22 protein-coding genes are annotated in these 23,744 nt (G+C 66.9%); 14 read left to right on the forward strand and 8 right to left on the reverse strand.

Annotation, left to right across the window (positions count from 1 at the left end):
• The first annotated feature begins 3 nt into the window (after window positions 1–3).
• From CVV76_RS16135 to CVV76_RS16145, 3 genes are all read left to right on the forward strand, one after another.
• Window positions 4–624, forward strand: coding sequence for an alpha/beta hydrolase (locus CVV76_RS16135; RefSeq protein ID WP_408607887.1), 621 nt, complete (start codon window positions 4–6; stop codon window positions 622–624).
• A gap of 78 nt (window positions 625–702) precedes the next feature.
• Window positions 703–1,668, forward strand: a complete 966-nt coding sequence (locus CVV76_RS16140) for a pirin family protein (protein ID WP_102225713.1) — start codon at window positions 703–705, stop codon at window positions 1,666–1,668.
• A 61-nt stretch (window positions 1,669–1,729) separates the two neighbouring features.
• A complete protein-coding gene (locus CVV76_RS16145) occupies window positions 1,730–3,256 on the forward strand; it encodes a VOC family protein (RefSeq protein ID WP_102225714.1) in 1,527 nt (508 codons plus the stop codon).
• A gap of 12 nt (window positions 3,257–3,268) precedes the next feature.
• On the opposite strand, the gene CVV76_RS16150 is transcribed toward CVV76_RS16145, so the two are convergent.
• Together CVV76_RS16150 and CVV76_RS16155 are read right to left on the reverse strand one after the other, a co-directional pair.
• Complete coding sequence (locus CVV76_RS16150; protein WP_102225715.1) at window positions 3,269–3,811, reverse strand: NADPH-dependent FMN reductase; 543 nt, start codon at window positions 3,809–3,811, stop codon at window positions 3,269–3,271.
• 112 nt (window positions 3,812–3,923) lie between these two features.
• Window positions 3,924–4,310: a winged helix-turn-helix transcriptional regulator gene (locus tag CVV76_RS16155; protein ID WP_102225716.1), complete on the reverse strand. Its 387-nt coding sequence runs from the start codon at window positions 4,308–4,310 to the stop codon at window positions 3,924–3,926.
• A 146-nt stretch (window positions 4,311–4,456) separates the two neighbouring features.
• Between CVV76_RS16155 and CVV76_RS16160 the strand changes: the two genes are divergently transcribed.
• Entirely contained in the window at window positions 4,457–5,068 is a 612-nt protein-coding gene (locus tag CVV76_RS16160; RefSeq protein ID WP_102225717.1) for an NAD(P)-dependent oxidoreductase, read from the forward strand.
• Window positions 5,069–5,164: 96 nt separating this feature from the next.
• Here CVV76_RS16160 and CVV76_RS16165 read toward each other — a convergent pair whose 3' ends face one another.
• Window positions 5,165–6,610: a sensor histidine kinase gene (locus CVV76_RS16165; RefSeq protein WP_102225718.1), complete on the reverse strand. Its 1,446-nt coding sequence runs from the start codon at window positions 6,608–6,610 to the stop codon at window positions 5,165–5,167.
• 937 nt (window positions 6,611–7,547) lie between these two features.
• Between CVV76_RS16165 and CVV76_RS16170 the strand changes: the two genes are divergently transcribed.
• Together CVV76_RS16170 and CVV76_RS16175 are read left to right on the forward strand one after the other, a co-directional pair.
• Window positions 7,548–8,318 (forward strand): class I SAM-dependent methyltransferase, encoded by a 771-nt coding sequence (locus CVV76_RS16170; protein ID WP_146010310.1) that lies wholly within the window; start codon window positions 7,548–7,550, stop codon window positions 8,316–8,318.
• Between the two features lie 27 nt (window positions 8,319–8,345).
• Window positions 8,346–9,035 (forward strand): N-acyl amino acid synthase FeeM domain-containing protein, encoded by a 690-nt coding sequence (locus CVV76_RS16175; protein WP_102225719.1) that lies wholly within the window; start codon window positions 8,346–8,348, stop codon window positions 9,033–9,035.
• Window positions 9,036–9,168: 133 nt separating this feature from the next.
• On the opposite strand, the gene CVV76_RS16180 is transcribed toward CVV76_RS16175, so the two are convergent.
• Window positions 9,169–10,548 carry an NAD-dependent succinate-semialdehyde dehydrogenase gene (locus CVV76_RS16180; protein WP_102225720.1) on the reverse strand — a complete coding sequence of 460 codons (1,380 nt, stop codon included), beginning with the start codon at window positions 10,546–10,548 and terminating at the stop codon, window positions 9,169–9,171.
• Window positions 10,549–10,666: 118 nt separating this feature from the next.
• Window positions 10,667–10,924 carry an Atu4866 domain-containing protein gene (locus CVV76_RS16185; RefSeq protein ID WP_102225721.1) on the reverse strand — a complete coding sequence of 86 codons (258 nt, stop codon included), beginning with the start codon at window positions 10,922–10,924 and terminating at the stop codon, window positions 10,667–10,669.
• A 185-nt stretch (window positions 10,925–11,109) separates the two neighbouring features.
• Here CVV76_RS16185 and CVV76_RS16190 point away from each other — a divergent pair, with 185 nt between their 5' ends.
• On the forward strand, window positions 11,110–12,015 hold the full coding sequence (locus tag CVV76_RS16190) for a LysR family transcriptional regulator (RefSeq protein ID WP_102225722.1): 906 nt from the start codon (window positions 11,110–11,112) through the stop codon (window positions 12,013–12,015).
• A 41-nt stretch (window positions 12,016–12,056) separates the two neighbouring features.
• On the opposite strand, the gene CVV76_RS16195 is transcribed toward CVV76_RS16190, so the two are convergent.
• Both CVV76_RS16195 and CVV76_RS16200 read right to left on the reverse strand, forming a co-directional pair.
• A complete protein-coding gene (locus CVV76_RS16195; RefSeq protein WP_102225723.1) occupies window positions 12,057–12,776 on the reverse strand; it encodes a response regulator transcription factor in 720 nt (239 codons plus the stop codon).
• Window positions 12,773–14,038, reverse strand: coding sequence for a GAF domain-containing sensor histidine kinase (locus tag CVV76_RS16200; RefSeq protein WP_233192984.1), 1,266 nt, complete (start codon window positions 14,036–14,038; stop codon window positions 12,773–12,775). Before CVV76_RS16200 ends, CVV76_RS16195 begins: the two co-directional genes overlap by 4 nt.
• A 208-nt stretch (window positions 14,039–14,246) precedes the next feature.
• On the opposite strand from CVV76_RS16200, the gene CVV76_RS16205 reads away from it, so the two are divergent.
• From CVV76_RS16205 to CVV76_RS16225, 5 genes are read left to right on the forward strand one after another with little or no spacing between them, the layout of a single operon-like run.
• Complete coding sequence (locus tag CVV76_RS16205; RefSeq protein WP_102225819.1) at window positions 14,247–15,251, forward strand: ABC transporter substrate-binding protein; 1,005 nt, start codon at window positions 14,247–14,249, stop codon at window positions 15,249–15,251.
• Window positions 15,252–15,255: 4 nt separating this feature from the next.
• On the forward strand, window positions 15,256–16,698 hold the full coding sequence (locus tag CVV76_RS16210; protein ID WP_102225724.1) for an ATP-binding cassette domain-containing protein: 1,443 nt from the start codon (window positions 15,256–15,258) through the stop codon (window positions 16,696–16,698).
• Complete coding sequence (locus CVV76_RS16215) at window positions 16,695–17,627, forward strand: ABC transporter permease (RefSeq protein WP_102225725.1); 933 nt, start codon at window positions 16,695–16,697, stop codon at window positions 17,625–17,627. Before CVV76_RS16210 ends, CVV76_RS16215 begins: the two co-directional genes overlap by 4 nt.
• Window positions 17,628–17,638: 11 nt before the next feature.
• A complete protein-coding gene (locus tag CVV76_RS16220; RefSeq protein WP_102225726.1) occupies window positions 17,639–18,577 on the forward strand; it encodes an ABC transporter permease in 939 nt (312 codons plus the stop codon).
• The gene (locus CVV76_RS16225) at window positions 18,574–19,506 is read left to right on the forward strand and encodes an SMP-30/gluconolactonase/LRE family protein (RefSeq protein ID WP_102225727.1); all 933 of its coding nucleotides are present in this window, start codon (window positions 18,574–18,576) and stop codon (window positions 19,504–19,506) included. Before CVV76_RS16220 ends, CVV76_RS16225 begins: the two co-directional genes overlap by 4 nt.
• Window positions 19,507–19,563: 57 nt before the next feature.
• On the opposite strand, the gene CVV76_RS16230 is transcribed toward CVV76_RS16225, so the two are convergent.
• On the reverse strand, window positions 19,564–20,196 hold the full coding sequence (locus CVV76_RS16230) for a hypothetical protein (protein WP_146010311.1): 633 nt from the start codon (window positions 20,194–20,196) through the stop codon (window positions 19,564–19,566).
• Window positions 20,197–20,498: 302 nt separating this feature from the next.
• Here CVV76_RS16230 and CVV76_RS16235 point away from each other — a divergent pair, with 302 nt between their 5' ends.
• Both CVV76_RS16235 and CVV76_RS16240 read left to right on the forward strand, forming a co-directional pair.
• Window positions 20,499–21,968: an FAD-dependent oxidoreductase gene (locus CVV76_RS16235; protein ID WP_158243175.1), complete on the forward strand. Its 1,470-nt coding sequence runs from the start codon at window positions 20,499–20,501 to the stop codon at window positions 21,966–21,968.
• Between the two features lie 176 nt (window positions 21,969–22,144).
• Entirely contained in the window at window positions 22,145–23,623 is a 1,479-nt protein-coding gene (locus CVV76_RS16240) for an FAD-dependent oxidoreductase (RefSeq protein ID WP_102225730.1), read from the forward strand.
• Window positions 23,624–23,744 lie beyond the last annotated feature (121 nt).

Below are 23,744 nucleotides of genomic sequence, written 5' to 3' on the forward strand. Positions count from 1 at the left end.
GACATGAGGACCGCAACGATGACGACCGATCACTACCACGCGCTGACCCGGGCGCCCGACCCCGGCGCGCCGCTGATCTTCGCCTTCCACGGCACCGGCGGCGACGAGGGCCAGTTCTTCGACCTGGCAGGCGCGCTTGTCCCCGGTGCGGGGGTGATCTCGCCCCGCGGTGACGTCTCGGAGGGCGGCGCCGCGCGGTTCTTCCGCCGCACCGGCGAGGGGGTCTACGACATGGACGACCTTGCCCTGCGGACGGAGCGGATGGCCACCTTCGTGGCCGCGGCCAAGGCCGCGCATCCCGGCGCGCCAATCTACGGCTTCGGCTATTCCAACGGGGCCAACATCCTTGCCTCGGTGGCGATGGCGCATCCCGGGCTTTTCGACCGCGTGGGCCTTCTGCACCCGCTGATCCCATGGGATCCGGCGCCGGTGCCGGGGCTTTCCGGGCGCCGGGTGCTGATCACCGCCGGTCGGCGCGATCCGATCTGCCCCTGGCCGCTGAGCGCACGCCTGATCGACTGGTTCGGGGCGCAGGGCGCCGAGGTCGCGACAGAGGTACATGACGGCGGGCACGAGATACGTCAGGCTGAGCTGACGGCGCTGGCGGCCCTGTTCGAAGGGTAATCCCTTCCCGACGGGCGGCGGCCACAAGGGCCGCCCCCGATCCTGACCACCGGACATCACGCGAGAAGGACACAGGACATGAGCTGGAACCCGACACAGACCCCCGATTGCCCCGAGGCCGGCAGCGACGCGCTGGAAACCCTCATCATCCCCCGCGCACGCGACCTGGGCGGTTTCGAGGTGCGCCGCGCCCTGCCCTCGCCCAAGCGGCAGATGGTGGGGCCGTTCATCTTCTTCGACCAGATGGGCCCCGCGGAATTCATCACCGACGGCGGGATCGACGTGCGCCCGCATCCGCATATCGGCCTCGGCACCGTCACCTATCTTTACCAGGGCGAGTTCGAGCACCGCGACAGCCTCGGCACCCACCAGATGATCTATCCCGGCGAGGTGAACTGGATGCTGGCGGGGCGCGGCGTCACCCATTCCGAGCGCACCAGCGCCGAGACGCGCGCGAAACCCGGGCAGAAGCTGTTCGGCATCCAGACATGGATTGCCCTGCCCGAGGACCGCGAGGAGATGGCCCCGGATTTCGAGCACCACAAGAAGGAGGCGCTTCCGGTTCTGCGCGATGGCGGGGCCGAGGCGCGGCTGATCCTCGGCACGGCCTATGGCGAGGCCAGCCCGGTGACGATGCAGTCGGAGACCTTCTATCTCGACGTGGTGCTGGCGCCCGGCGCATCCTTCCCCCTGCCCGACGAGCATGAGGACCGCGGCCTTTACATCACCGAGGGCGAGATTGAGGTGGCGGGCGAGAGGTTCGAGGCCGGGCGGATGATGGTGTTCCGCCCCGGCGACCGGATCTCGGCCAAGGCCGGGCCACGGGGCGCGCGGCTGATGGCGCTTGGCGGCGCGACGCTGAACGAACAGCGCTACATCTGGTGGAACTTCGTCTCGTCCTCGAAGGACCGGATCGAGGAGGCGAAGGAGGCCTGGAAAGCGGCCGACTGGACCGGCGGCCCCTTCCACCTGCCGCCCGGAGATGCGGCGGAGTTCATCCCCTTCCCGGAGGAGCTGGAGCGCACGCGCCCCAAGGAATGGTAACCATGCCGCCGCGCGCGCCTTGCGCGCGGCGCTTTCCCGAAGTCGCGCAAGGAGCGGAGCGATGACGAGCGGCATCCATCATGTCACCGCGCTCACCCGACGGGTGCAGGACAACGTCGATTTCTACGCGGGCTTTCTCGGCCTGCGTCTGGTGAAGCGGACCGCCGGGTTCGAGGACGCCACGCAGCTTCACCTGTTCTACGGCGACGCCCTCGGCAGCCCCGGGTCGCTGGTCACCTTTCTGGTCTGGGAGGACGGCGCCCCCGGGCGGGTCGGTCACGGCCAGGTCGGAGAGATCGCCCTTGCGGTGCCGCCTGACAGCCTTGGCGACTGGCTGGGCCGGGCCATCGCCGCCCGTGTTCCCGTCGAGGGGCCGCGGCGCGAGATGGGCGAAGCGGTGCTGCGCCTCAAGGATCCCGACGGGATCATCGTCAAGCTGGTGGGCGCGGATCTTCAGGCCCGCGCCCCGCTGCCCGATCCGATCGCGCCCACCCGGGTCCGCGGGGTCACCCTGTTCAGCGAACGGCCCGACGAGACGGCGGCCTTCGTGGCCCGCTTCGGCTATCGCCCGGGCCGGCGGGAGGGGGCGATCCGGCGCATGCTGTCGGACAGCGATGCCGTCGACATCCGCGACACCACCGGCTTCTTCGCCGGCATCCCGGGCACCGGGATCTTCGATCACGTCGCGTTCCGCGCCGCCGACGATGCGGCGGTCGACGCGATGCAGCGCGCCCTTGCGACCGACGGGCCGACGCAAGTGCACGACAGGCGTTATTTCCGCTCGCTCTACGTGCGCGACCCGGCGGGGATCCTGTTCGAACATGCGACCGACGCGCCGGGCTTCACCCTGGACGAAGCGCCCGGGCATCTGGGCGAGACACTTTTCATCCCGCCCGCCGATGCCGCGCGGGAGGCGGCGCTGCGGGTCATGCTGCCGCAATTCTCGCTTCCTGGCGCGACCCGGCCGCCGCGCCGCGACCTGCCGTTCGTGCATCGCTTCCACCACCCCGAGGATCCGGACGGGTCGGTCATCCTGACGCTGCACGGAAGCGCGGGCACCGAGGCGGACCTGTTCCCGCTGGCCCATGCGGTGAACCTGCGCGCGACGCTGCTGGGCCTGCGCGGGCGCGCGACGGAAGAGGGCGTGGCCCGCTGGTTCCGCCGGTTCGGTGCCGACCGCTTTGATCAGGCCGACATCCGCGCCGAGGCGGAGGCCTTCGCGGCCTTCCTCGACGGGGCGGTGCGGGGATATGGCCTCGATCCGGCGCGGCTGACGGTTCTTGGCCATTCCAACGGCGCGAATTTCGCGGCGGCGGTGATGGCGCTGCACCCCGGGCTGATCCGCCGCGCGGTGCTGCTGCGGCCCGTGGCGGTATTGGAGGATCTGCCGCCGGTCGATCTGAGCGGCACGAGGGCGCTTGTCCTCATCGGCGCGCAGGACCCCGCGGCCCCCCGGACCGAGCGGCTGACCGGGTGGCTGACGCGAAGCGGTGCCACGCTGCACACCCGGGTGATCGACGCAGGGCATGCACCGGGCGATCCGGACGGGCCGGCGATCAGCGACTGGATGGCCGGCGCGGAAGGCTGAACCGGGCCGGCCCTACCCCAGGCTTGCGGCGAAACCCGCAAGGAAGGCGGCCAGCATCTCGCGTGTCTTGGCGTCGGTAAGGTTGCCGTCGGCATCGAAGACCTGCCCCGCGCGCGAGACCATAAGCCGCCCTTCCTGCCAGGGGCGCGTGCCCAGCGTGCGCAGCACGGGCAGCCAGTGCGACTGCGATAGGATCGTGCCGAAACCGCCCGGCGACGCGCCGATCACCGCGACCGGCTTGCCCTTGAACAGCCCAAGGCCCGGCCCGCGCGACATCCAGTCGATGGCGTTCTTGAAGACCCCGGGAATGCCGTTGTTGTATTCCGGCGTCACCAGCAGCAGCCCGTCAGCCGCAGCAAGCTGCGCGTGAAGCTCCTGCACCGCGGCGGGCAGGCCGGTCGCGGCCTCCTCGTCGGCGTTGTAAAGCGGCACCCCGGCGATCGTTCCGGCCCGCAGCGTGAGGCCGTCCGGGCATTCCTCGATCGCCGCGCGCAGGAGGCCCGCGTTGAACGACGCCCCGCGCAGGCTGCCGGCAAGGCCGAGTATGGTCGTCATCCGCGATCTCCTGTCCCCGGGGCGATCCGGTCGGCCCCGGGGGCATGTTCGGCAAACCGCCGGTACTTCGCAAGATCTTCCTTGCTTCCGATCGTCCTTACCGCCCGGGGGGTCAGCCCCGCCCCTGCCCCGCGCCGTAATCGGCCCGCGCCGCGCGGATCGTGCCGTGGTTCGCATCCGCCCAAACCACCAGCGCGCGCAGCGGCACAAGGAAGGACCGCCCCAGATCGGTCAGGTCGTATTCCACCCGCGGCGGCACCTCGGCATAGATCGTGCGGCGCACGAAGCCATCTTGTTCAAGGCGCTTCAGCGTCCGCGACAGCATCTGCCTGGAAATGTCGCCGATGTCGCGCGCCAGCTCGTTGAAGCGCCGCGTCCGCCCTTCCAGCGATTGCAGGACCAGCAAACTCCACTGATCGCCGATCCGGTCGAGCACGTCGCGGATCGGGCACGGCTGGTCGAACGGCAGGGCGTCCCGGGTCTCTGCTTGGGGGGGCATCGGCGCCTCTCTCGTTCGAACACGGTCAGCGCGGCGTGACCGGATCAGGTGAAAATGACTTCTTGCGGGCGGTCTGGCCTTATCCTACCTCCACCCAATGGTCAATTTTCAAGACCAGGTATGAATTCCGAACCAAGAGGCAAATCATGGCAAAAGTCGCTCTCATCGGTGCATCCGGCAATGTCGGCACGCGCCTGCTGAAGGAACTCTCGGACCGGGGGCACGAAGTCACGGCGATCGCCCGCAGCCCGGAAAAGATCGCCGCATTGCCCGGGGTCACCCCGGTCGCGGGAGATGCCAACGACGCCCAGTCTCTGGCGGCGCTGATCCACGGCCACGACGCGGTGATCAGCGCCACGCGGTTCGTCGGCACGGATTTCGACGCCATCGCCAAGGCGCTGCGCCAGGCCGGGGTCTTCCGCTGGCTGGTGGTCGGCGGGGCGGCAAGCCTCGAGGTGGCGCCGGGCAAGCGCCTGCTCGATCAGCCCGAGTTCCCCGAGGCCTACCGGCCCGAGGCGACCAGGGGGGCCGAGGTCCTCGACCAGCTGCGCGGCATCGAGGATCTGGAGTGGACCTTCCTGTCTCCCTCGGCCCTGTTCGTCCCCGGCGCACGGACCGGCAAGTTCCGCCTCGCCAAGAACGAGCTGCTGACCAGCGCGGACGGCTCGTCGATCTCATACGAGGATTACGCCATCGCCATGGTCGACGAACTGGAAAGCGGACGCCACATCCGCCAGCGCTTTACCGTCGGCTACTGACCACGGTTGCCTTGGGCGGGGCGCCCTCGTCTGAGGTGGAAGAGGCTGGGGCGTAAGAGGCTCGGATGGAAAGGGCGAAGGCAAACGGGGCGGGTGTCAGCCTGTCCCGTTCGCGGCGCGATTCCGGCTGGGGGGCAGCTCCCGTGGGGCGCGATCCCCCGGGGGAAGTTCGGCGATCCCGACATGCGACAGTGGCAGCTCGATGTAGAAGGTGGAGCCGACGCCGTGCTCGCTGGTGTAGTCGATCGTGCCGGCGTGACGCTCCACGATCTGCTTGGCGATGTTCAGGCCGAGGCCGGTGCCTTCCACCTTGCGCCGGTCCGAGGAATCGACCTGGCTGAAGCTGCGGAAGATCCGGTCCCGCGCGCTTTCGGGAATGCCCAGCCCCTCATCCTGCACGGAAATGCGCACGTGATCGCCATCCGACGTGACCCGCACCTGCACCGATCCGTTCTCGTTCGAGAATTTGAAGGCGTTCGACAGAAGGTTGTTCATGACCTGCACGAGGCGGGAATGATCGCCCTGAATGAACATTTCCCGTGCGGGAAGAATCGTCGTCACGTGAATGCCAAGTTTTTCGGCATATCCGGTCGCGGATTCGATCGATTCCTTCACCAGCTCATTGACGTTCAGCCTTTCAAGCTGAAACTCCATCTTGCCAGCCTCTATCTTCTGGACATCGAGCAGGTCGTTGACCAGCTTTTCCAGACGTTGCCCGTTCTTTACCGCAATCCCCAGAACGCGCTTGAGCTTTTCCGGCACCTCCCCGAGCAACCCTGAGTTCGCAAGATCGAGCGATCCCTTGATCGACGTCAGCGGCGTGCGCAATTCGTGACTGACGGTCGAGATGAATTGCGACTTGATCTCGGACGCGATCTTGGCCTTTTCGCTTTCTTCCTTGATGATCCGCAGCCGGTCGAGCTGTTCCTTGTAGTTCTGCGAGAACTTCAGGGAAATGTCGATCATGAAATAGAGCACGAAAAAGACGGTAAAGAGGTTCAACCAGATCGGCGAACTCAGGCTGGGGTGATACCGCAGCACGTCGAGAAAGGCGATGAACAGGAACGTCACGCCGTAGATCGAAAGCCGCAGCAGAAGGATCCCCATCATCTGGCTGTTGTACATTGTGGCGAAAAGTGACGCCGAGAACAGGAAGATGAGCGGCGTGAAGTGCCCGCCGGATGGCTGCTGCAGGGCGATGCATATGATGAAGGTGCAGATCGTCACCGCGCTGATCACGGTGTTGACCGCGATCCATATCATCAACCTGACGGCGACTTTCTGGTTCTTGACGTCCCAGGACGCCGCCTTGGCGCACATGAGCAGATCGAGGACGTCCGAGAAGAACACCCCGAGGTAGCAGACCAGCGTGATCACCGGGTTGAAGTAGCACCCGGCCAGCACCGCAGCGACCAGAAAGCTTCCCTGCCGCTGCCATCTGACCTTGTTGGCAAGCGCGACATAGTCCTTGATCTGCTGCGTCCGGCTGAGCGGATCCATCCACGTGAACCACTTAGGCCAGAACGCGTTCAAGCCCGACATTCCTGCCTCTCCCGAATTGCATCCAGCCTGAACCCTGCCTGTTTATTTTGGTGGAAGTTAGGCGCTTGTGCGGCGTGCATCTGCGATCGGCATGCCCTGCTCTCGGGATCGCGATCTCGAAAGCGGTGCCCGCCCCCCCGTGCCGTCTTCCCATTGTGCAGGCCCGCCGGCGCGGCCCCGGTGTCCCCGCAAGGACAGGAAAGAACGCCACTTCGCCGTTCCCTGCACCAGCGCAACGCCCGCGCGCCCCGCGATTGCGGTGCGGCAGCCGCCCGCGCGGGACGTGGACGCCCGGGCCAACCTCTTGCGCGTCACGGGTAATGGCGCGCCACCGGGTCTGCGCGCCTGGCGGCCCGCCGCCCACGGCGGGGAGCCGACGGGGCCGGATCGGCGGCCGACGGTCGGGACGAGGGGCGGGTCCGCTCCGCACCCCCCGGAAGGATAACAAGAAAAAGCCCGGCTTCCCTTACGGCACCTTTGTGGCAAGGCCCGGCGGCCAAGGTAACGCGTCATGAACAATGCGCGAGCAAGCTGTGATCGCCATCGGGGGCCCCGAGAACCGGAATCACCCGCCGATCCACCCGCCCTGCCCCGCGAAGTCTTGCCCGCCATCGCCGCCCTGCCGGCCACGCCCCACACCCACCGCGCGCCGCGATGCCGACAAAGCGGGAGCTTTCGGCACCTCGTCCTGCCCGGCACGCCGGGTGCGCCGGGGGCCCGATTTTCCGGCGCCGTCACGGGCACCCGGTCCTCAGCCTGCCCGGAAGCGCCGCAACAACGCGGCAAAACTATGACATTTTCTAGGCAGGCGTGTGCCGCGCTTGACATTTTTTCGCCACAGTTGTTGTAAAGGCGGCCCGCCCCTGTAACATCTGTCCTCGGTGGCGCGCATCCTATGCGCGAGAATCGGACTATTAAAAACGCGGGGGCGCGCTTCATGAGAACGGATGTTCAATCCGGGGCTTATCAGCCTCGGACGATTAGCCGGCAGCCGAAGAGCAGCCGGAAGTCAAAGACCGACTGGACGGCCTATGCGGCCGCCTACGACCTACTCTCGGATTACAATCCGGCATATCAGGAATTGCTGGAGGAATTCGAGGGCACCCTGTCGGGGATGGATACCCCGCGGCTGATCTATGACATCGGCGGCGGCACCGGCAATTATTCAGAAATTGCAGCACGGAAATTTCCCGAAAGCTCCGTTTATCTTGTCGAACCTGATCCTGGAATGACACAACGGGCGCGGGAAAAGCTTTCCGCCTACGACAACGTCACCTATCTCGATTCCCCCTTCCAGGAATTCGATCCCCCTGCCCCGGCCGATCTCGTGATCTGCGTGCATTCGCTCTATGCGATGCCGGACCCCGAAAGTCGGCTTTTCGATCTGAGGAAACTTCTCCGTCCGGGCGGGACACTTTTCCTGATCGACCTGGGCCGGAAACTGAACATAGCGGAATGGCGCTCATATCTGTTCTCGCACCTGACACGGGAAGTCGGAATTGCAAAGGCAATTCAGATTTTCTGGAACGGACGGGAAATCGCGAAACAGAACAAGGCGATTTCAAAGGCGCAGGAAGAGGGTGCGTATTGGACCCATTCCGAATCCGAACTTGCGGCAGCCGTTGAAAAAGCGGGCTTCGAAGTGATGACGCGAAAACCGGCATACCGCGGCTATAGCGACCTGTTGGTCTGTCGCGCCGCGTCGTGAACGACAAACAACCTGGGGGTGGGTACAATGCAAGACAAGGTTCTGGAAACACTCAAACAATGCGACTATCAGGTCTTCACCAAGGGAGATGACCCGGAGCCGATCTATCGTCTCAGGTACGATTGCTACCGCGCCGAGAATTCTATCCCTGAGAACGCAAGCCGGATGATGTCGGATCCCTACGACGAAAGCCCGAACTGCGTTCACGTGGCCGTCCGCTTCCGCGATACCTACCTGGCCGCGGTGCGCCTTCACATCGCGACCGACCAGATGTGGAACGCGCCGACGATCGACGTCTTTCCGGAATATCTGAACGCCGTTCCCTTCGGAAAGTCGATCCTGGATCCGACGCGGTTCGTGGTCCGTCGCGAAGCGCGCGCGGCGGGGCTTCCGATGCATTTCGTGGCGCTGCGGATCCCGTTCCTTGCCTCGATGTTCTATGACATCGACCTCGCGCTTGCGCCGGTCCGGGTCGAGCATTCGGCCTTCTACCTGCGGTACCTGGGCTACGACGTGTGCGAGATGCCGCGCCTGTACCCGGGGCTGAGGAAACCTGTCGGCCTGCTGGCGACCAAGGTCAAGGAACAGCAGGGCGCCGTTCTGGCGAGGTATCCCTTCCTGGGCCCGGTGGGGTCGATCCCGCGCTCGGACATCGCCTTCCCCGATCTGCACGAGGTCTTCCCCGCCGCCGCGCCCGCGATTCCCCGCGTCGCGTAAACGAACGGCGAACGGCCGTCACGGGATCCCATGGTCCCGACGGCCGCCCGGCTCTTGGTCATACCAAAGCTGGCCATATCACAGCGCGCCAGTAGGGCGCGGGGCACGCCAGCCCCGCGCCCCGCGCATCGCCTCAGCGGTCGAGACCGGCCATGAGAACGTATTTCACCTCGACATATTCCTCGATGCCGTAGTGGCCGCCCTCGCGGCCGTAGCCCGAATGCTTCACACCACCGAAGGGCACCGACGCGGTGCCGACCGCGCCCGAGTTGAGGATTACCATCCCCGCTTCGATATTGCGCGACAGGCGGAAGGCCCGCGCGTTGTTCGCGGTCCAGGCATAGGCGACCAGGCCGTATTCCGTGTCGTTGGCCCGCCGCACCACCTCGTCTTCCGCGCCGAAGCGGTAGATCGGGAACACCGGGCCGAAGATCTCGGCCTGCGCCATGCGCATGTCGTCGGTGACGTCGGCAAGGATGGTCGGCTCGTAGAACAGCCCGCCCTTCTCATGCGCCTTGCCGCCCAGCACGACCGCCGCGCCGCGCGCCCGCGCATCCTCGACCAGCCCGGCGACCTTGTCATAGCCCGCCTGGGTGATCAGCGGTCCGACGACGAAATCGTCCTGAAGGCCCTGGTCCACGCGGATCTGCGCGACCTTCTCCTTCACCGCGGCGACGAAGCGATCATAGATGGCGTCTTGTACGTAGATCCGGTTGGGAGAGATGCAGACCTGCCCCGAATTGCGCAGCTTGGCCGAGACGATGCCATTCACCGCATCGTCGAAATGCGCGTCGTCGAAGACGATGTAAGGCGCGTTGCCGCCCAGCTCCATCGTCACCTTCTTCAGGTCGCGCCCGCAGGCCGAGGCCAGAAGCTTGCCCACCGCGGTCGACCCGGTGAACGAAAGCTTCCGGATGCGGGAGTCGGAGGTGAAGACTTCCCCGATCTCCCTCGGATCGCCGGTGACCATCTCGAACACGCCCTCGGGGATGCCCGCCGCACGCGCGGCTTCCAACAGCTTGTAAGCGGTCAGCGGGGTTTCCTCGGACGGTTTGATGATCATAGTGCAGCCTGCGGCGAGCGCCGTGGCGATCTTGCGGGTGATCATCATGAAGGGGAAGTTCCACGGTGTGATCGCCGCCGTCGGGCCCGCCGGCTCCTTCATCACCAGCACTTGGGCGTTCGGATCATGGGTCGGGATGGTGTCGCCGTAGACGCGCTTGGCCTCTTCGGCGTACCACTCGACGAAGCCGAGACCGTAGTCGATTTCTCCCATCGCCTCGGACAGGCACTTGCCGTTTTCCCTGACCATGAGTTCGGCATAGGCGCGCTTGTCCGCGCGGATCAGTTCGAACCACTTGCGCAGAAGGTCGCCGCGTTCCTTGGCAAGCCGGCGCGACCAGGTGGGGAAGGCCTCGCAGGTGCGGTCGACCGCTGCCTTCACCTCTTGCGGCGTCATCTCGGGGGCTTCGCCGACAAGCGTTCCATCGGCAGGGTTGAATACCTTGATCATTCCCATTCCTTTCGGGGGTTGGTCAGTGAGGGGGGGGGCGCCGCCCCCGGACCGGGCAGCGGGGCGCGGTCACGGATGGCGGTCGCAGATGGTGGTAGGGGGCGGAGGCGTCTGCGCTTCAGTCGGGCAGTTCGCGGTAGAACTTCATGCCCACGTGGTGCAGCACGCCGTCGATGAAGTCGCCGTGGGCGGTGAAACCGGTGTCGTCCCAGTACCGGATATGCGCGCCGGTCACCTCGTAGCGGCCCTGGTAGGCGCTTTGTCTGTTGCCGCGCGCCTCGTCGTAGCGGCCATCGGGCAGAAGCTCCTGCCGGATGTAGCCGTCGGCGGTCACCCACATGCCGACGAACGGGTGCGGCTCGTGGTCTTCGCTCATGGGCGGTCTCCTTTCTGCGCGAGCCCCGGCTGACGAACGGCGTCTCCGGGACCGGCCCCTTGCCACGAGAGGGATATGAGTGGCGATCGACAACACTTCCAATATATCAGGTATTATTCGCGATACTTTTCCCGTATCGCATTATCAGGGCGCCGCGCGGACGCCCCCCAACTGGGAGAGAGCCAATGGACCTGCGACACCTGCGCTATTTCCTCGCCGTGGCGGAGGAGTTGAACTTTCGTCGGGCGGCCGAAAAGCTGGGGATGGCGCAACCGCCGCTGAGCAGCCAGATCCACGATCTGGAGGACGAGATCGGCGTGCCGCTGTTCCGCCGCGTCCCCAAGGGGGCCGAGCTGACCGAGGCGGGCGCGGCCTTCCTTTCCGCCGTGCCCGCGGTGTTCGACCGGCTCGAGGCCGCGGTGCGGATCGCGCAGCGCGGCGGACGGGGCGAGGTCGGACAGCTTCGGGTCGGCTATACCGGCTCCGCCTCGTTCAACCAGATCGTGCCCCGGTCGCTGCGCGAGTTCCGCCGCGCCTATCCGAATGTCGAGCTGTCGCTGGAGGAGCTGAACAGCACCCAGCTTCTGGAACAGCTCGGGCGTCAGCGCCTTGACGCGGCGTTCATCCGTCCGGGGGACGGGGCGCCGATGCCGGGCGTCGATGTGATGGCGCTGGACGAGGAGCCGATGATGGTCGTCGTGCCCGCGGCACACCGGCTGGCCGCGCGCTACGCGGTGGAGCTGGCGGAACTGCGCGACGAGGAGTTCATCATGTTCTCTCGCGCGCTGGGGCCGGGGCTTTACGACTCGGTCGTCGAGGGGTGCCGGCGCGCGGGGTTCGAGCCGAAGGTGACGCAGGTCGCGCCGCAGATCACCTCGATCGCCAACCTCGTCGCGGTGGAGCTGGGGGTGTCGCTCGTCCCGGCTCAGGTGGCCTCGCGCAGCATTCCCGGCATCGCCTTCCTGCCGATCGCGGGCACGGCCCCCGTGGCCCGCCTCTCCCTCGCGACCCGAAGCGAGGACCGCAGCGTCGTGACGCGGAACTTCCGCAGCTTCGTGCGCGACGTGGCCCGCAAGGCGGCCAGCGCCTGAACGCAGCACGACGCGGGGCATGGCCAACACGGCGGCGCCCCTCAGCGACCGGCCTGCCGCGCCCACCACTGGTCGAAATTCTTCTGTGCGGCCTCCAGCGTCTCGGCGTTGAGGATCCTTGTCGTCATCGCCCGGCTGACGGCCCGGACACGCTTGTTGACGCCGTCGCCGAAACTCCTCTCCCCCACCCCGAGCTTTTCGTAGAGCGCGAGCAGCCGGTTCTGAACCGTACGCAGCGACATTCCCTGATGATCAGCGATCAGCCGGTCCTGCAACCCCAGCGCAAGGTCGATCAGCACGGCATATTCGCTTTCGCTGAGGGCCTCACCCGGCACCGCGGCCCGGTGCTGAAGCCGGTGGATCTGCTGATCGACGACAACCTGCCCCTCGAGCAGCACCGCGCGCAGGGCCAGCTTCAGCCTGTCGCGGCTGGTCGTCTTGAGGAGGTAGCCATAGGTGCCTTCCTCGGGCACGATCCGCGAGATGCCGCGGAAATACGCCTCGTCGGCATAGTTCGACCAGAACAGGATCCGCATGCGGGGATGACGCGCCCAGATCGTGCGCGCCGTGTCGATGCCGTTGCGCCGCTCCATCTGAAGATCCATCACCACGCCGTCGAAATCGCTCTCGCGCTCCGCTGCCTCGCCTTCGACGCCATCGGTCGCGTGGATCGTCTCGGTCACCTCCGGCAGGGCCTCGGCGATCGAATCCTGAAGAAAGACGGCATGGAACTGGTCGTCCTCGACGATGAGGATCCTCATTGCCGCACCTCCCGCCGATTCTTCTCGCCATGGCCCTTCCCGCCCCGCCCCGTCTCGAACACTCCGGCCTCCCGCGGGGGGGCCTCGTGCAGGGTGATCGACACCGCGGTGCCGGCCTCATGCGAGATCTGCAGATCGGCCGAGATCAGCCGGGCCCGGATGCGCATGTGCGACAGGCCGGATTGCCGGACCAGCGCGGCGGGGTCGAAGCCGCGGCCGTCATCCTCGATCCGCACGCGCAGACGCCCCGCCGCGGCCCGGTCGATCAGCACACGGATCAGACCGGCGCCAGAATGGCGGGCCGCGTTGTTGATCGCCTCCTGCGTCATGCGGAAAAGCGCGGTGCGAACCGTGGGGTCGAGACCGTCCACCGCCTCGTCGCTGCGGTCCAGCAGGTCGGTGGCCGCGCCCGCGCCGGTGGCCGCACGCGTGAGATGTTCGCGGACGGCATGGTTGAACCCGAAGAGATCCAGAAGCGTCGGAACCGTCAGGTCGATGATCCGCCGCAGATCCTGGATGCAATCCGAGATCCGCGCACCGATCTCGGCCCGGTCGGGCACCACCCCCTCGCCGTCGAGCCGGCGCAGAAGGTGGGTCAGGTCGGCCAGCACCTCGTCGTGCAGATCCATTCCGATCCGCTGGCGCTGGTCTTCGAGCGCCTGCGTCAGCCCGAGCGCCCCCAGTCGCAGCCCCTCCTCGCGCGCCTGCGCCTCGGCGCGGATCACCGCCGCGTGGCGCGCCTTCTCTCCCGCCCGCAGCGCGTAGAAATAGGGGGCGAGCACATCGGACAGCTGGCGCACCTGCGCCAGATCGCGCGTCGAATAGCGGCCCTCCTCGACATGGGAGAAGTTGAGCGAACCGATGACCTCGCCGCGGATCCGCATCGTCGCGTGAACCCGCGACCGCAGGCCATGTTCCAGGATCGGGCCGCAGGCGGCGCCGGGGAAGACCTGCCGCGGATCGCACATCGCGTTCGCCGTCAGCATCGTATCGACTTCGCCGGTCATCAGGGCCCGGACCGGCGAGGCGTTGAGGCGGGTGCGCCGGTCGGGCCAGCGGGTGCGCAGGCCCACCTCGTAGCTGACCAGCCAGCCGGGCGCATCGTGCAGGCAGATGTCGGCATGGGTGAAGGGAAGGATCGCGCGCATCTCGTCCGCGACCGCGTCCAGCGCGCCGCGTACTTCGACCTCCCCCGCCAGATGTGCGGAAATCCGCAACAGGATATCGCGCGCGTCGGGCGCGCCCGCGGCTGAATGTCTCACGCTGTCCTCCCTGCGCACAGCTGCGTCGGGCCTCAGGATGCCTCCGGCGGGGGCGCGTTGAAAAGGGGAATACCCGGCAAAAATCTGCGGGAACCCGCAAACGGATATGCGGGCAGGTGCCTTTACGATCGCCGCGGCCCTGCGTCAGCATGCGCAGGTCGGGACCGGATCCACACGGTGCATGCCCGACAAGAGGGAGGAGACCAACATGAAGAAGCTGCTGCTTGGAGCGGCCTGCGTAGCCCTGTCCGTGGCTCCGGCCGTCGCCGACACCGCGTCGAAGAAGATCGCGCTTTCCAACAACTACGCCGGCAACTCGTGGCGCCAGGCCATGCTGCAAAGCTGGAAGACCGTCACCGACCAGGCCATCAAGGACAAGAAGATCGGCCAGGCCGACGCCTTCACCACGTCGGAGAACCAGGCCACGGAACAGGCCGCGCAAATCCAGAACATGATCCTGCAGGGCTATGACGCCATCGTTCTCGACGCGGCTTCGCCCACGGCGCTGAACGGCGCGGTAAAGGAGGCCTGCAACGCCGGGATCAAGGTGATCTCGTTCGACGGCATCGTCACGGCGCCCTGCGCCTGGCGGGTGGTCGTCGATTTCCAGAAATGGGGCCGGGACGAGGTCGACTACCTCGCCAAGCGGCTGCCGGACGGCGGCAACCTGCTGGAAGTTCGCGGCCTTGCCGGCACCTCGATCGACAAGGAGATCTCGAAGGGGATCCATGACGAGGTGCAGAAGTATCCCAAGTTCAAGATCGTCGGATCGGTGCACGGCAACTGGGCCCAGGACGTGGCGCAGAAGGCGGTGGCGGGCGTGCTGCCCTCGCTGCCCAAGATCGCAGGCGTCGTGACCCAGGGCGGCGACGGTTATGGCACCGCTATGGCGTTCAAGGCAGCAGGCCGGCCCGAGCCGATCATCATCATGGGCAACCGCGAGGACGAGCTGTCCTGGTGGAAGCAGGAGCATGCCGAGAACGGCTACACCACGATGTCGGCGTCGATCGCGCCGGGCATTGCGACGCTGGCCTTCTGGGTGGCGCAGCAGATCCTCGACGGCAAGGACGTGCCCAAGGACGTGAGCGTGCCGTTCCTGACCGTCACTCAGGACACGCTCGACAACGCCCTGAAAACCACGCCGAAGGGGTCGGTGGCGAACAAGAACTATACCCAGGCCGACGTGCAGGCCATCCTCGCCAAGGGCAAGTGACGGCATGACCGGAAAGGAACAGGGCGGCGCAGCGGTCGTCGCCCTGACCGATGTGGCAAAGCATTTCGGGTCGGTCAGGGCATTGAACGGGGTCAGCCTCGAGATCCGGGCGGGGGAATGCCTCAGCCTGGTCGGACACAACGGCGCGGGCAAGTCCACGCTGGTGAACATCGTCAACGGCACGCTGCGCCCCTCGTCGGGCGAGCTGGCGTTTCCGCGCGCCGGCGACGCGGCGGCGGCGAAGGCCGGGATCCGCTCGGTGTTCCAGGAACTCTCGCTCTGCCCGAACCTGACGGTCGCGGAAAACCTGAGGATTTCGCATTCCGCCCTGCGCGGGATCGGATGGCGGCGCAAGGCCGCGGCAGAGATCGGCCAGAGCCTCGACACCGTCTTTCCCGGTCACGGGATCGACCCGATGGTGACCGTGGACAGCCTGACGATCGCCGAACGCCAGATGGTCGAGATCGCGATCGGCTTCGCCCCCCGGGGCGGCGCGGCAGAGTTGGTGATCCTCGACGAGCCGACATCGGCGCTGGACGCGGGGATCGCCGAGCAGCTTCTGACGCATATCCGCCGGTTCTGCGCCGGGGGCGGCGCGGTCATCTTCATTTCCCACATGCTGGGCGAGGTATTCGACGTCGCCTCGCGCATCCTGGTGATGAAGGACGGCCTGGTCGTCGCCGATCGCGCGGCCGGCGCCTTCACCCGTGAAAGCCTTGTCGCAGCGATGGGTCATGTCGCGGCTGACGCCCCCGAGGAAAGCACGGCCTCGGAACGCGCCCTTGGCGATGAGGTCGTGCGGACCGACCGGGGGCTGAGCGCGCGCAAGGGCGAGATCGTCGGACTTGCCGGGCTTGCCGGCCATGGCCAGGCCGAGGCACTGGCCCGGCTCTATCTCGGGTCGACCTCGTCGTGGAAAAGCCCGCGCGAACCGCGGATGGTCTTTGTCGCCGGGGACCGCCCGCGCGACGGCGTGCTGCCGTTGTGGTCGATCCTGCGCAATGCCTCGGCCTCGATCCTGCCGCGGATCACCCGGCACGGCCTCGTCGACCGCGCCGCCGAAGAGCAGGTCGCGGCCGAATGGAAGCAGCGGATCGGGATCCGCACCGACGACCTGGCCAACCCGATCCTGTCGCTGTCGGGCGGCAACCAGCAGAAGGTCCTGTTCGCGCGGGCGCTCGCCTCCACCGCGCCGATCGTGGTGATGGACGACCCGATGCGCGGCGTCGACGTCGGCACCAAGCGCGACGTCTACACGATGATCCGGGCCGAAGCCGCGCGCGGCCGCACCTTCCTCTGGTACTCCACCGAGACCGAGGAGATCTGCGAATGCGACCGCGTGTTCGTCTACCGCAACGGCACGATTTCGGCCGAGCTGACCGGCACCGACATCTGCGAGGAGAAGATCCTCGAAGCGTCGTTCGAACTGCAGGAGACCGGCACATGACACGCCTTTTCGCGCGCCACCGGATCCTGCTGCCGGTCATCTCGCTTGCGGTGCTGCTGGCGCTGACCTTCTGGCTTCAGCCGCGAGCGATGAGCTATTTCGGCATGAACCTGCTGTTCAACCTCGCGGTGCCGATCGCGCTGGCGACGGTGGCGCAGATGTTCATCATCAAGGTCAACGACATCGACCTGTCGATCGGCGCCTTCGTCAGCCTCGTCGCCTGCCTCACCGCGACGGTTCTGGTGCAGCAGCCGCTGCTGGGTGTGCTTGCCCTCGCGGCGCTGGTGCTGGCTTATGCCGGGATGGGCGCCATCGTGCGGGCGCTGGAGCTTCCGGCGATCGTCGTCACGCTGGGCATGTCCTTCGTCTGGGGCGGCCTTGCGCTGTTCATCCTGCCCAGCCCCGGCGGCGAAAGCCCCGAGTGGCTGAGCGCGCTGATGTCGGTGAAGCCGCCGGTGCTTCCGATGGCGGTCTGGGCCGCGGCGGTGATCGCGGCGGTGACCCATCTGATCGCGATCCGGTCCGGGATCGGCACCGTCCTGCGCGGCGTCGGCGGCAACGCGCGGGCGGTGGCGCGGGCCGGCTGGCCGGTGGTGCGGCTGACGGCGCTGGCCTACGGTTTAGCCGGGCTGTTCGGCGTGCTGTCGGGCATGGCGCTGACCGGGCTGACGACCTCGGCCGGGGCCGACGTCGCCTCGCGCTACACGCTTTTGTCCATCGCCGGCGTCATCCTGGGCGGGGGGGAGTTCGTCGGTGGCCGCGTCTCGCCGACCGGCGCCGTGCTCGGGGCGTTTACCCTCGCGCTGGCGGCGTCACTCCTGTCCTTCATGCGCCTGTCGCCCGATTGGCAGATCGGGTCGCAGGGCGCGATCCTCATCCTCGTGCTGACGGCCCGGCTGATCTTCACCCGCCGCGGCGCCACCCGCTGAAAGGAACCCCGATGCCTGCGCTCTTTTCCCGCGCCTGGATCTGGTCCTGGCTTGCCACCATCGTCGTCTTCGGCCTGACGCTGACCCTGACCGGGCGCAACGGCGCCGGGGGCCTCGCCTATGCCGCCCTCGCCTTCGGCGCCTTCTCGGTGATCGTGGGGCTTGGCCAGATGCTGGTGATCACCCTCGGCCCCGGCAACGTCGATCTTTCCATCCCCGCGGTGATGACGCTGTCCGGCACGCTCGCCCTGAAGGCGATGGATGCCGCCCCGGGCACCGCCTTCCTCGGTCTCGCCGTCGCGCTGCTGGCGGGGCTTGCCACGGGGCTTGCGAATTACATCCTGATCGCCGCGCTGCGATTGCCGCCGATCATCGCCACGCTGGCCGCTTCGCTGGTCTATCAGTCGGTGGCGATCTGGTCGAACCGGGGGCTGCGGATCAAGCCCCCCGAGGCGCTGGCCGATTTCGCCACAGGCCGCAGCCTCGGGGTGCCGAACGTGGCGCTCGTGGCGCTGGTGCTGTCGGTCGCGGTCTGGATCGTGCTGGAGCGCGGGGCGTTCGGGCGCTGGCTGCTTGCCTCGGGCCAGAACATGCGCGCGGCACGGCTGGCCGGGATGCCGGTGGAGCGGGTTCGCGCCACCACCTATGTCACCGTCGCGCTGTTCGCGGGCCTGGGCGGGTATCTTCTGGCCAGCTTCTCGGGCGGGGCCTCGCTCGACATGGGACAGGAATACCTTCTCACCTCGATCGCGGTGGTCGTCATCGGCGGCACCTCGATCGCCGGCGGACATTCGAACGTGCCGGGGATCTGGGGCGGCGCGCTGTTCATGTTCCTCGTCGTCTCCATGCTGAATTCCTACGGCCTGGGCGCCGGCATCCGCATGGTCCTGACCGGTCTCATCATCATCGGCATCGTCATCGCGGCCAACGGCAGGAGGGCGCGGAGATGATCACGCTTCCCGAACATCTGGAAATCCGCGACCCGCGGTTCCTCGACTTCATCCATCCCATGGCGCAGCTGGAGCGTCTTGCCACCGGCTTCACCTGGACCGAGGGGCCGGTGTGGTTCGGGGATCACGGCTGCGTGCTGTTCTCGGACATCCCGAGCCGGCGCATCCTGCGCTGGAGCGATACGGGCGGGCTGACCGTCTTCCGCGAGAATTCCGGCTTCAACAACGGCAATACGCGCGACGAGGTCGGGCGGCTGATCGGCTGCCGCCACGGCTTTCGCGACGTGGTCCGGACCGAATGGGATGGCAGCCTGACAATCCTTGCATCGGACCATGACGGATGCCGCCTCAACTCGCCCAACGACGTGGTGGTCACCTCGGACGGGACGGTCTGGTTCACCGATCCGACCTACGGCATCCTCGGCGATTTCGAAGGCTTCCGCGCCACGCCCGAACAGGGCGCCCGCCACGTCTTTCGCCTGAGCCCGGGCGGCGCGCCCGAGCCGGTGATCAGCGATTTCACCCAGCCCAACGGCCTTGCCTTCTCCCCCGATGAACGCAGGCTCTATGTCGCCGAAAGCGGCAAGAGCCACGACGATACGGTCCCAGCGGTGATCCGTCAGTTCGACCTGGGCGACGACGGCAGTCTGCGGGACGCCGGGGTGCTGGCCGAGCTCGATTGCGGCTTCCCCGACGGCCTGCGCGTCGATCGTCTGGGCAACGTCTGGTCCTCGGCCCGTGACGGGGTGCATTGCTTTACCCCGTCGGGGGCGCTTCTGGGCAAGATCCTGATCCCCGAGACGGTCGCCAACCTGTGCTTCGGCGGCGCCGACGGGCAGCGGCTGTTCATCACCGCGACGACATCGCTCTACCGCATCTACGTGGGCGTGAAGGGCGCCGAGCCCTGGACCCGGTCCCACCTCGGGTGATCCGGGCCCGATGCCCCGTGGGGCACCGGCCGATTGGCGGGGGCCGCTCCGCGCGGCTCAGCGCTCCTGCAACTCGGCGATCACCCTTTGCCGGATACGCTTTCGCTCCGCCCGGCCGGCGATCTGGTCGGTCTGCGGAAACCGTGGGATGATCGACCATGGATCCGTGCCGGTATCTATGCGGAACGCGCGGTTCGCCGCGATCTCGAGGTTGTCGCCGCCAAAGGCGCAGACCACCATGATCTCCATCCCCTCGACCGCATCGTCATGCCGGGCCAGCGCGCTGTCCTCGTCGGAATGCCGGGAGGTGACGTCCATGAGGTTGCGAAAGCTGCCGAGGCTGAGGAACGCCCCCTGCTTCAGCGGCCCCTGCGCGGTCACGCCCTTGGGCTGGTCGCGCCCGGTGTCCTGAAAGATCTCGCGGTCGGTGATGGTAGCCGAGAAGCTGCCGCCGCGGTAGTGCACCGTACAATAGACGCTTTGCGGATAGACCGGCTCCTGGCTCATGTTCGAGACGATGCATTGCGCGTCGATATCGGACCCCATCGCACGGTTGATCAGCACGCGCGGAGAGCGCGCCTGCCGATAGGTCGTGACGAAGATCTGCAGGTAGACCACCCAGACCGCCAGCATGCCGCCATTGATCGCCACGTTCAGCAGGGCGCTGTGGGCGGAAATCCAATCCAACACGTCGCTTCCTCCTTCCGTCGCGCGGCACGCGGGGGTCCGCTCCGCGCTCCATTGCCGGGCCGCATTGACGGGCCGCATTCGCCGCAATCACTCCTTGAACCCGCCGGAGGCAGGTTCGTTCCAATGCAGCGGGGATGTCGCGTGCCGGCCTCGAAACGCGGGTCGGGCGCGGCGCCCTCTTCACGACTGCGTGCGCCCCCGCGAAACTTGATCCACGTCAACGAGTTGCCCGCCGCCCTGACTATCTTCGGCGACTGACAGGCGGCGCCGCTCCGGGTGTCCGCATCAAGCCGAGAAGGATCATGGACATGTCTCACGCGGAACAGAAGCACTGGGAACTGGAGACGGACGTGATCGTCATCGGTTGCGGCTTTGCCGGGGCGACGGCGGCCATCACCGCGTCCGACGCGGGCGCCGAGGTCCTGATGCTCGAGAAGGCTCCGAAGGAACACCGCGGCGGCAACAGCCGGGTGTCCGCGAACCTCGTGTTCTGGCCGACCGATGTGGAGCGGGCCAAGGTCTATTTCACCGGCCTCGCCGGCACCTACATGGACAATATCCCGGCGGACATGCTTCAGACCTGGGCCGAGGGGATGCACGAGAACCGGGCCTGGCTGGAGGGGCTGGGCATGGATCCGGTGGAGTTCCCGCTGTGCGAATTCCCCGAGATCGACGGCTCCGACTGCGTGCGCGTGCTGATGCACGGCAAGGGGGATTACGGCCAGGAGCGGCTGTGGAAGCTGATCGCCGGAAAGCTTGACGCCCGCCCCGTCGACATCCGCTACGAGACACCCGCGAAACGCCTTGTCCGCGAGAACGGCAGCATCGTCGGGGTGATCGCCGAGACCGAAGGGCGCGAGATCGCGATCCGTGCCCGCCGCGCCGTCGTGCTGACCTGCGGCGGCTTCGAGGCCAACCCGGAAATGGTGCGCACCTACCTCGACGGGCTGCCAGAGATCTATCCGGACGGCTCGCCCTACAACACCGGTGACGGCGTGCGCATGGGGATCGAGGTCGGCGCGGACCTTTGGCACATGAACAACGTCTCGGGGCCGATCCTGTCGTTCAAGGCGCCCGAGATCGAAGTTGCCCACTGGATCAACCTTCCGCATTGCAACAGTTACATGTTCGTCGGAGCCGACGCCACGCGCTTCACCCGCGAGGGCGAGCCGTGCTCGGTCGGCGACCGTCATGGCAAGGTGCTGCGCAACGGGGTGTGGGTGCAGCAGCCGATCCCCGCGCCGGTTCACATGATCTTCGACGAGACGATGCGCGCCTTCGGCCCGGTCGGCAGCGCCCATGCTGACTGGGATGTCAGCCACGGCAACCGCTACGACTGGAGCAAGGACAACCTGCGCGAGGTCGAGAAGGGCTGGATCGTCAAGGCCGACACGCTTGACGATCTGGCCGCGAAGATCGGGCTGCCGGTGGCGAAGCTCAAGGAAAGCGTCGCACGTTTCAACATGTTCGCCAACGCCGGCCGCGACGCCGATTGGGACCGCCCCGCCGACCGGATGGCGCCGATCGAGACCGCGCCGTTCTACGCGATGAAGCTGACGCCAGCCTTCGTCAACACCCAGGGCGGGCCGCGCCGCGACAAGGAGGCCCGGGTGATCTCGACCGAGGGGGCGCCGATCCCGCGTCTCTACTCCGCGGGCGAGCTCGGCTCGATCTATTCCTACCTGTACCAGGGCGGCGGCAATATCGGGGAATGTTTCGCCTTCGGCCGGATCGCTGGCCGCAATGCCGCCGCCGAAGCGCCGATGAATTGACGAAAGACGTGGTGCCCGGGAAATGCCCGGGCACCACATACCGGGAGGGGGCCTTATTGGGCGTCGCGGATGTCATCGGAAATTATCCGGGCACGCGCGGCAAACGAACGCCGCAGAAACCGTAATTGTATTTTCGCGGTATCTGGAGTGATGAGATATAGGAAAGGTGACCTCAAATGACCAATGAAACCCGAAATACGGATGTGCTCGTTCTCGGTGCTGGGGCTGGCGGACTTTCGGCCGCACTGACGCTTGCAATTGCCGGGAAAAAGGTTCTCGTCCTGGAAAAGACCCCGATAACCGGGGGCCGCGCCAATTACGCCGAAGGCGTCTTCGGCGTGGAGACCGAGATGCAGCGCGAGGAGTGGATCGACCTCAAGCGCGACGAGACTTACCGCGAGGAGATGCAGGAAACCCGCTGGTCCGCGAACGCGCCGCTGGTGCGCCGCTTCCACAACAAGTCTGCCGAAACCATCGACTGGCTGCAGCAGCAGGGGGTGGAATTCGAGGGGCCGGAGCGGATCGAGTGGACCGCGAACCGCACCTGGCACATCGCCAAGGGCCACGGCAAGGAACTTTGCAAACGACTCTACGAGCGGCTGGAAACCTTCGACAACGCCGAGCTGATCCGCGACATCTCGGCCAGGGAACTGCTGACCGACGACAGCGGGCGCGTCGTGGGGGCCCGGGCCGTCGCTGGGGATGGCAGCGAACTGACCGTCATGGCCCCGGACGGCGTGATCGTCGCGACCGGAGGGTTCGCCAACAACCCGGAGATGCTGGCGAAATACACCGAGGCCCCCAACCCCGTGCAATATGCCCCGATCGGGTCCGAGGGGGACGGCATCAACATGGTGCATGCGCTGGGTGCCGACCTCGACTCGATCGGGGCGACGATGCTGCTGCCCGCGCTGGACCAGCATGTGAAGAAGATGGGCTGGGAACAGATGAACCTGTGCATCCTCGGCTGGCAGCCGCGGGCGATCTGGGTCGATCTTCAGGGCGAACGCTTCACCGCCGAGGATGTCGCGGTGGACTTCATCCACGCCGGGAACGCCGTGCACCGGGTGAAGACCTCGTGGACCATCATGGACGAGAAGATGCGCGGCTACCTGATGAACGAGGGGCTGGATGTCGGGCTGGGCGTGCTTGTCCGCGCCACGACGAAAGTCGCCGATTTCGACAAGTTCATCCAGTACGGGCTGGAGCATTGCGAGGGTGCGGTCGTCGTCGCCGATGGCCTTGCGGATCTTGCCGCGCAGACCGGGCTGCCGCTTGCCACGCTGCGGGGGACCATCGCCACCTACAACGATGACGCCGCGCACAACAAGGACAGCGGCTTTGCCAAGGACGAACGCTACCTGAGCGAGATCGACGCGAACGGCAAGCTTTACGCCTTCCGCATGACCTACGGCATCCTGACCACGGTGGGGGGCATCCGGGTGAACCGCTACCTGCAACCCGTGCGTCCGGACGCCTCGGTGATCGCGGGGGTCTACGTCGTCGGCAACGATGCGGGCGGCATCTCGGCGCGCGACACCTACACGCTGGGCGCGGCTTCGGGCACCAGCTTCGGCTTCGCGGTGAACGGTGGGCGCATGGCGGCGCAACAGATCATCGGGGAAGAGGCCGTGCCGGTCGCCGCGGCCGAATAGCGCGCAGGGACGGCGCTTCCCTCCCGCATCACCGCCTCCGCCGGCCCGGCCGGCGGGGGTGTCGTGCATCGCTGCCCCTGGGGTCCGGGATTGTGAGGTCCGGGATTGTGAGGTCCGGGGT

This window comes from Acidimangrovimonas sediminis (assembly GCF_002871005.1).
In the GTDB taxonomy this organism is placed as follows: Bacteria; Pseudomonadota; Alphaproteobacteria; order Rhodobacterales; family Rhodobacteraceae; genus Acidimangrovimonas; species Acidimangrovimonas sediminis.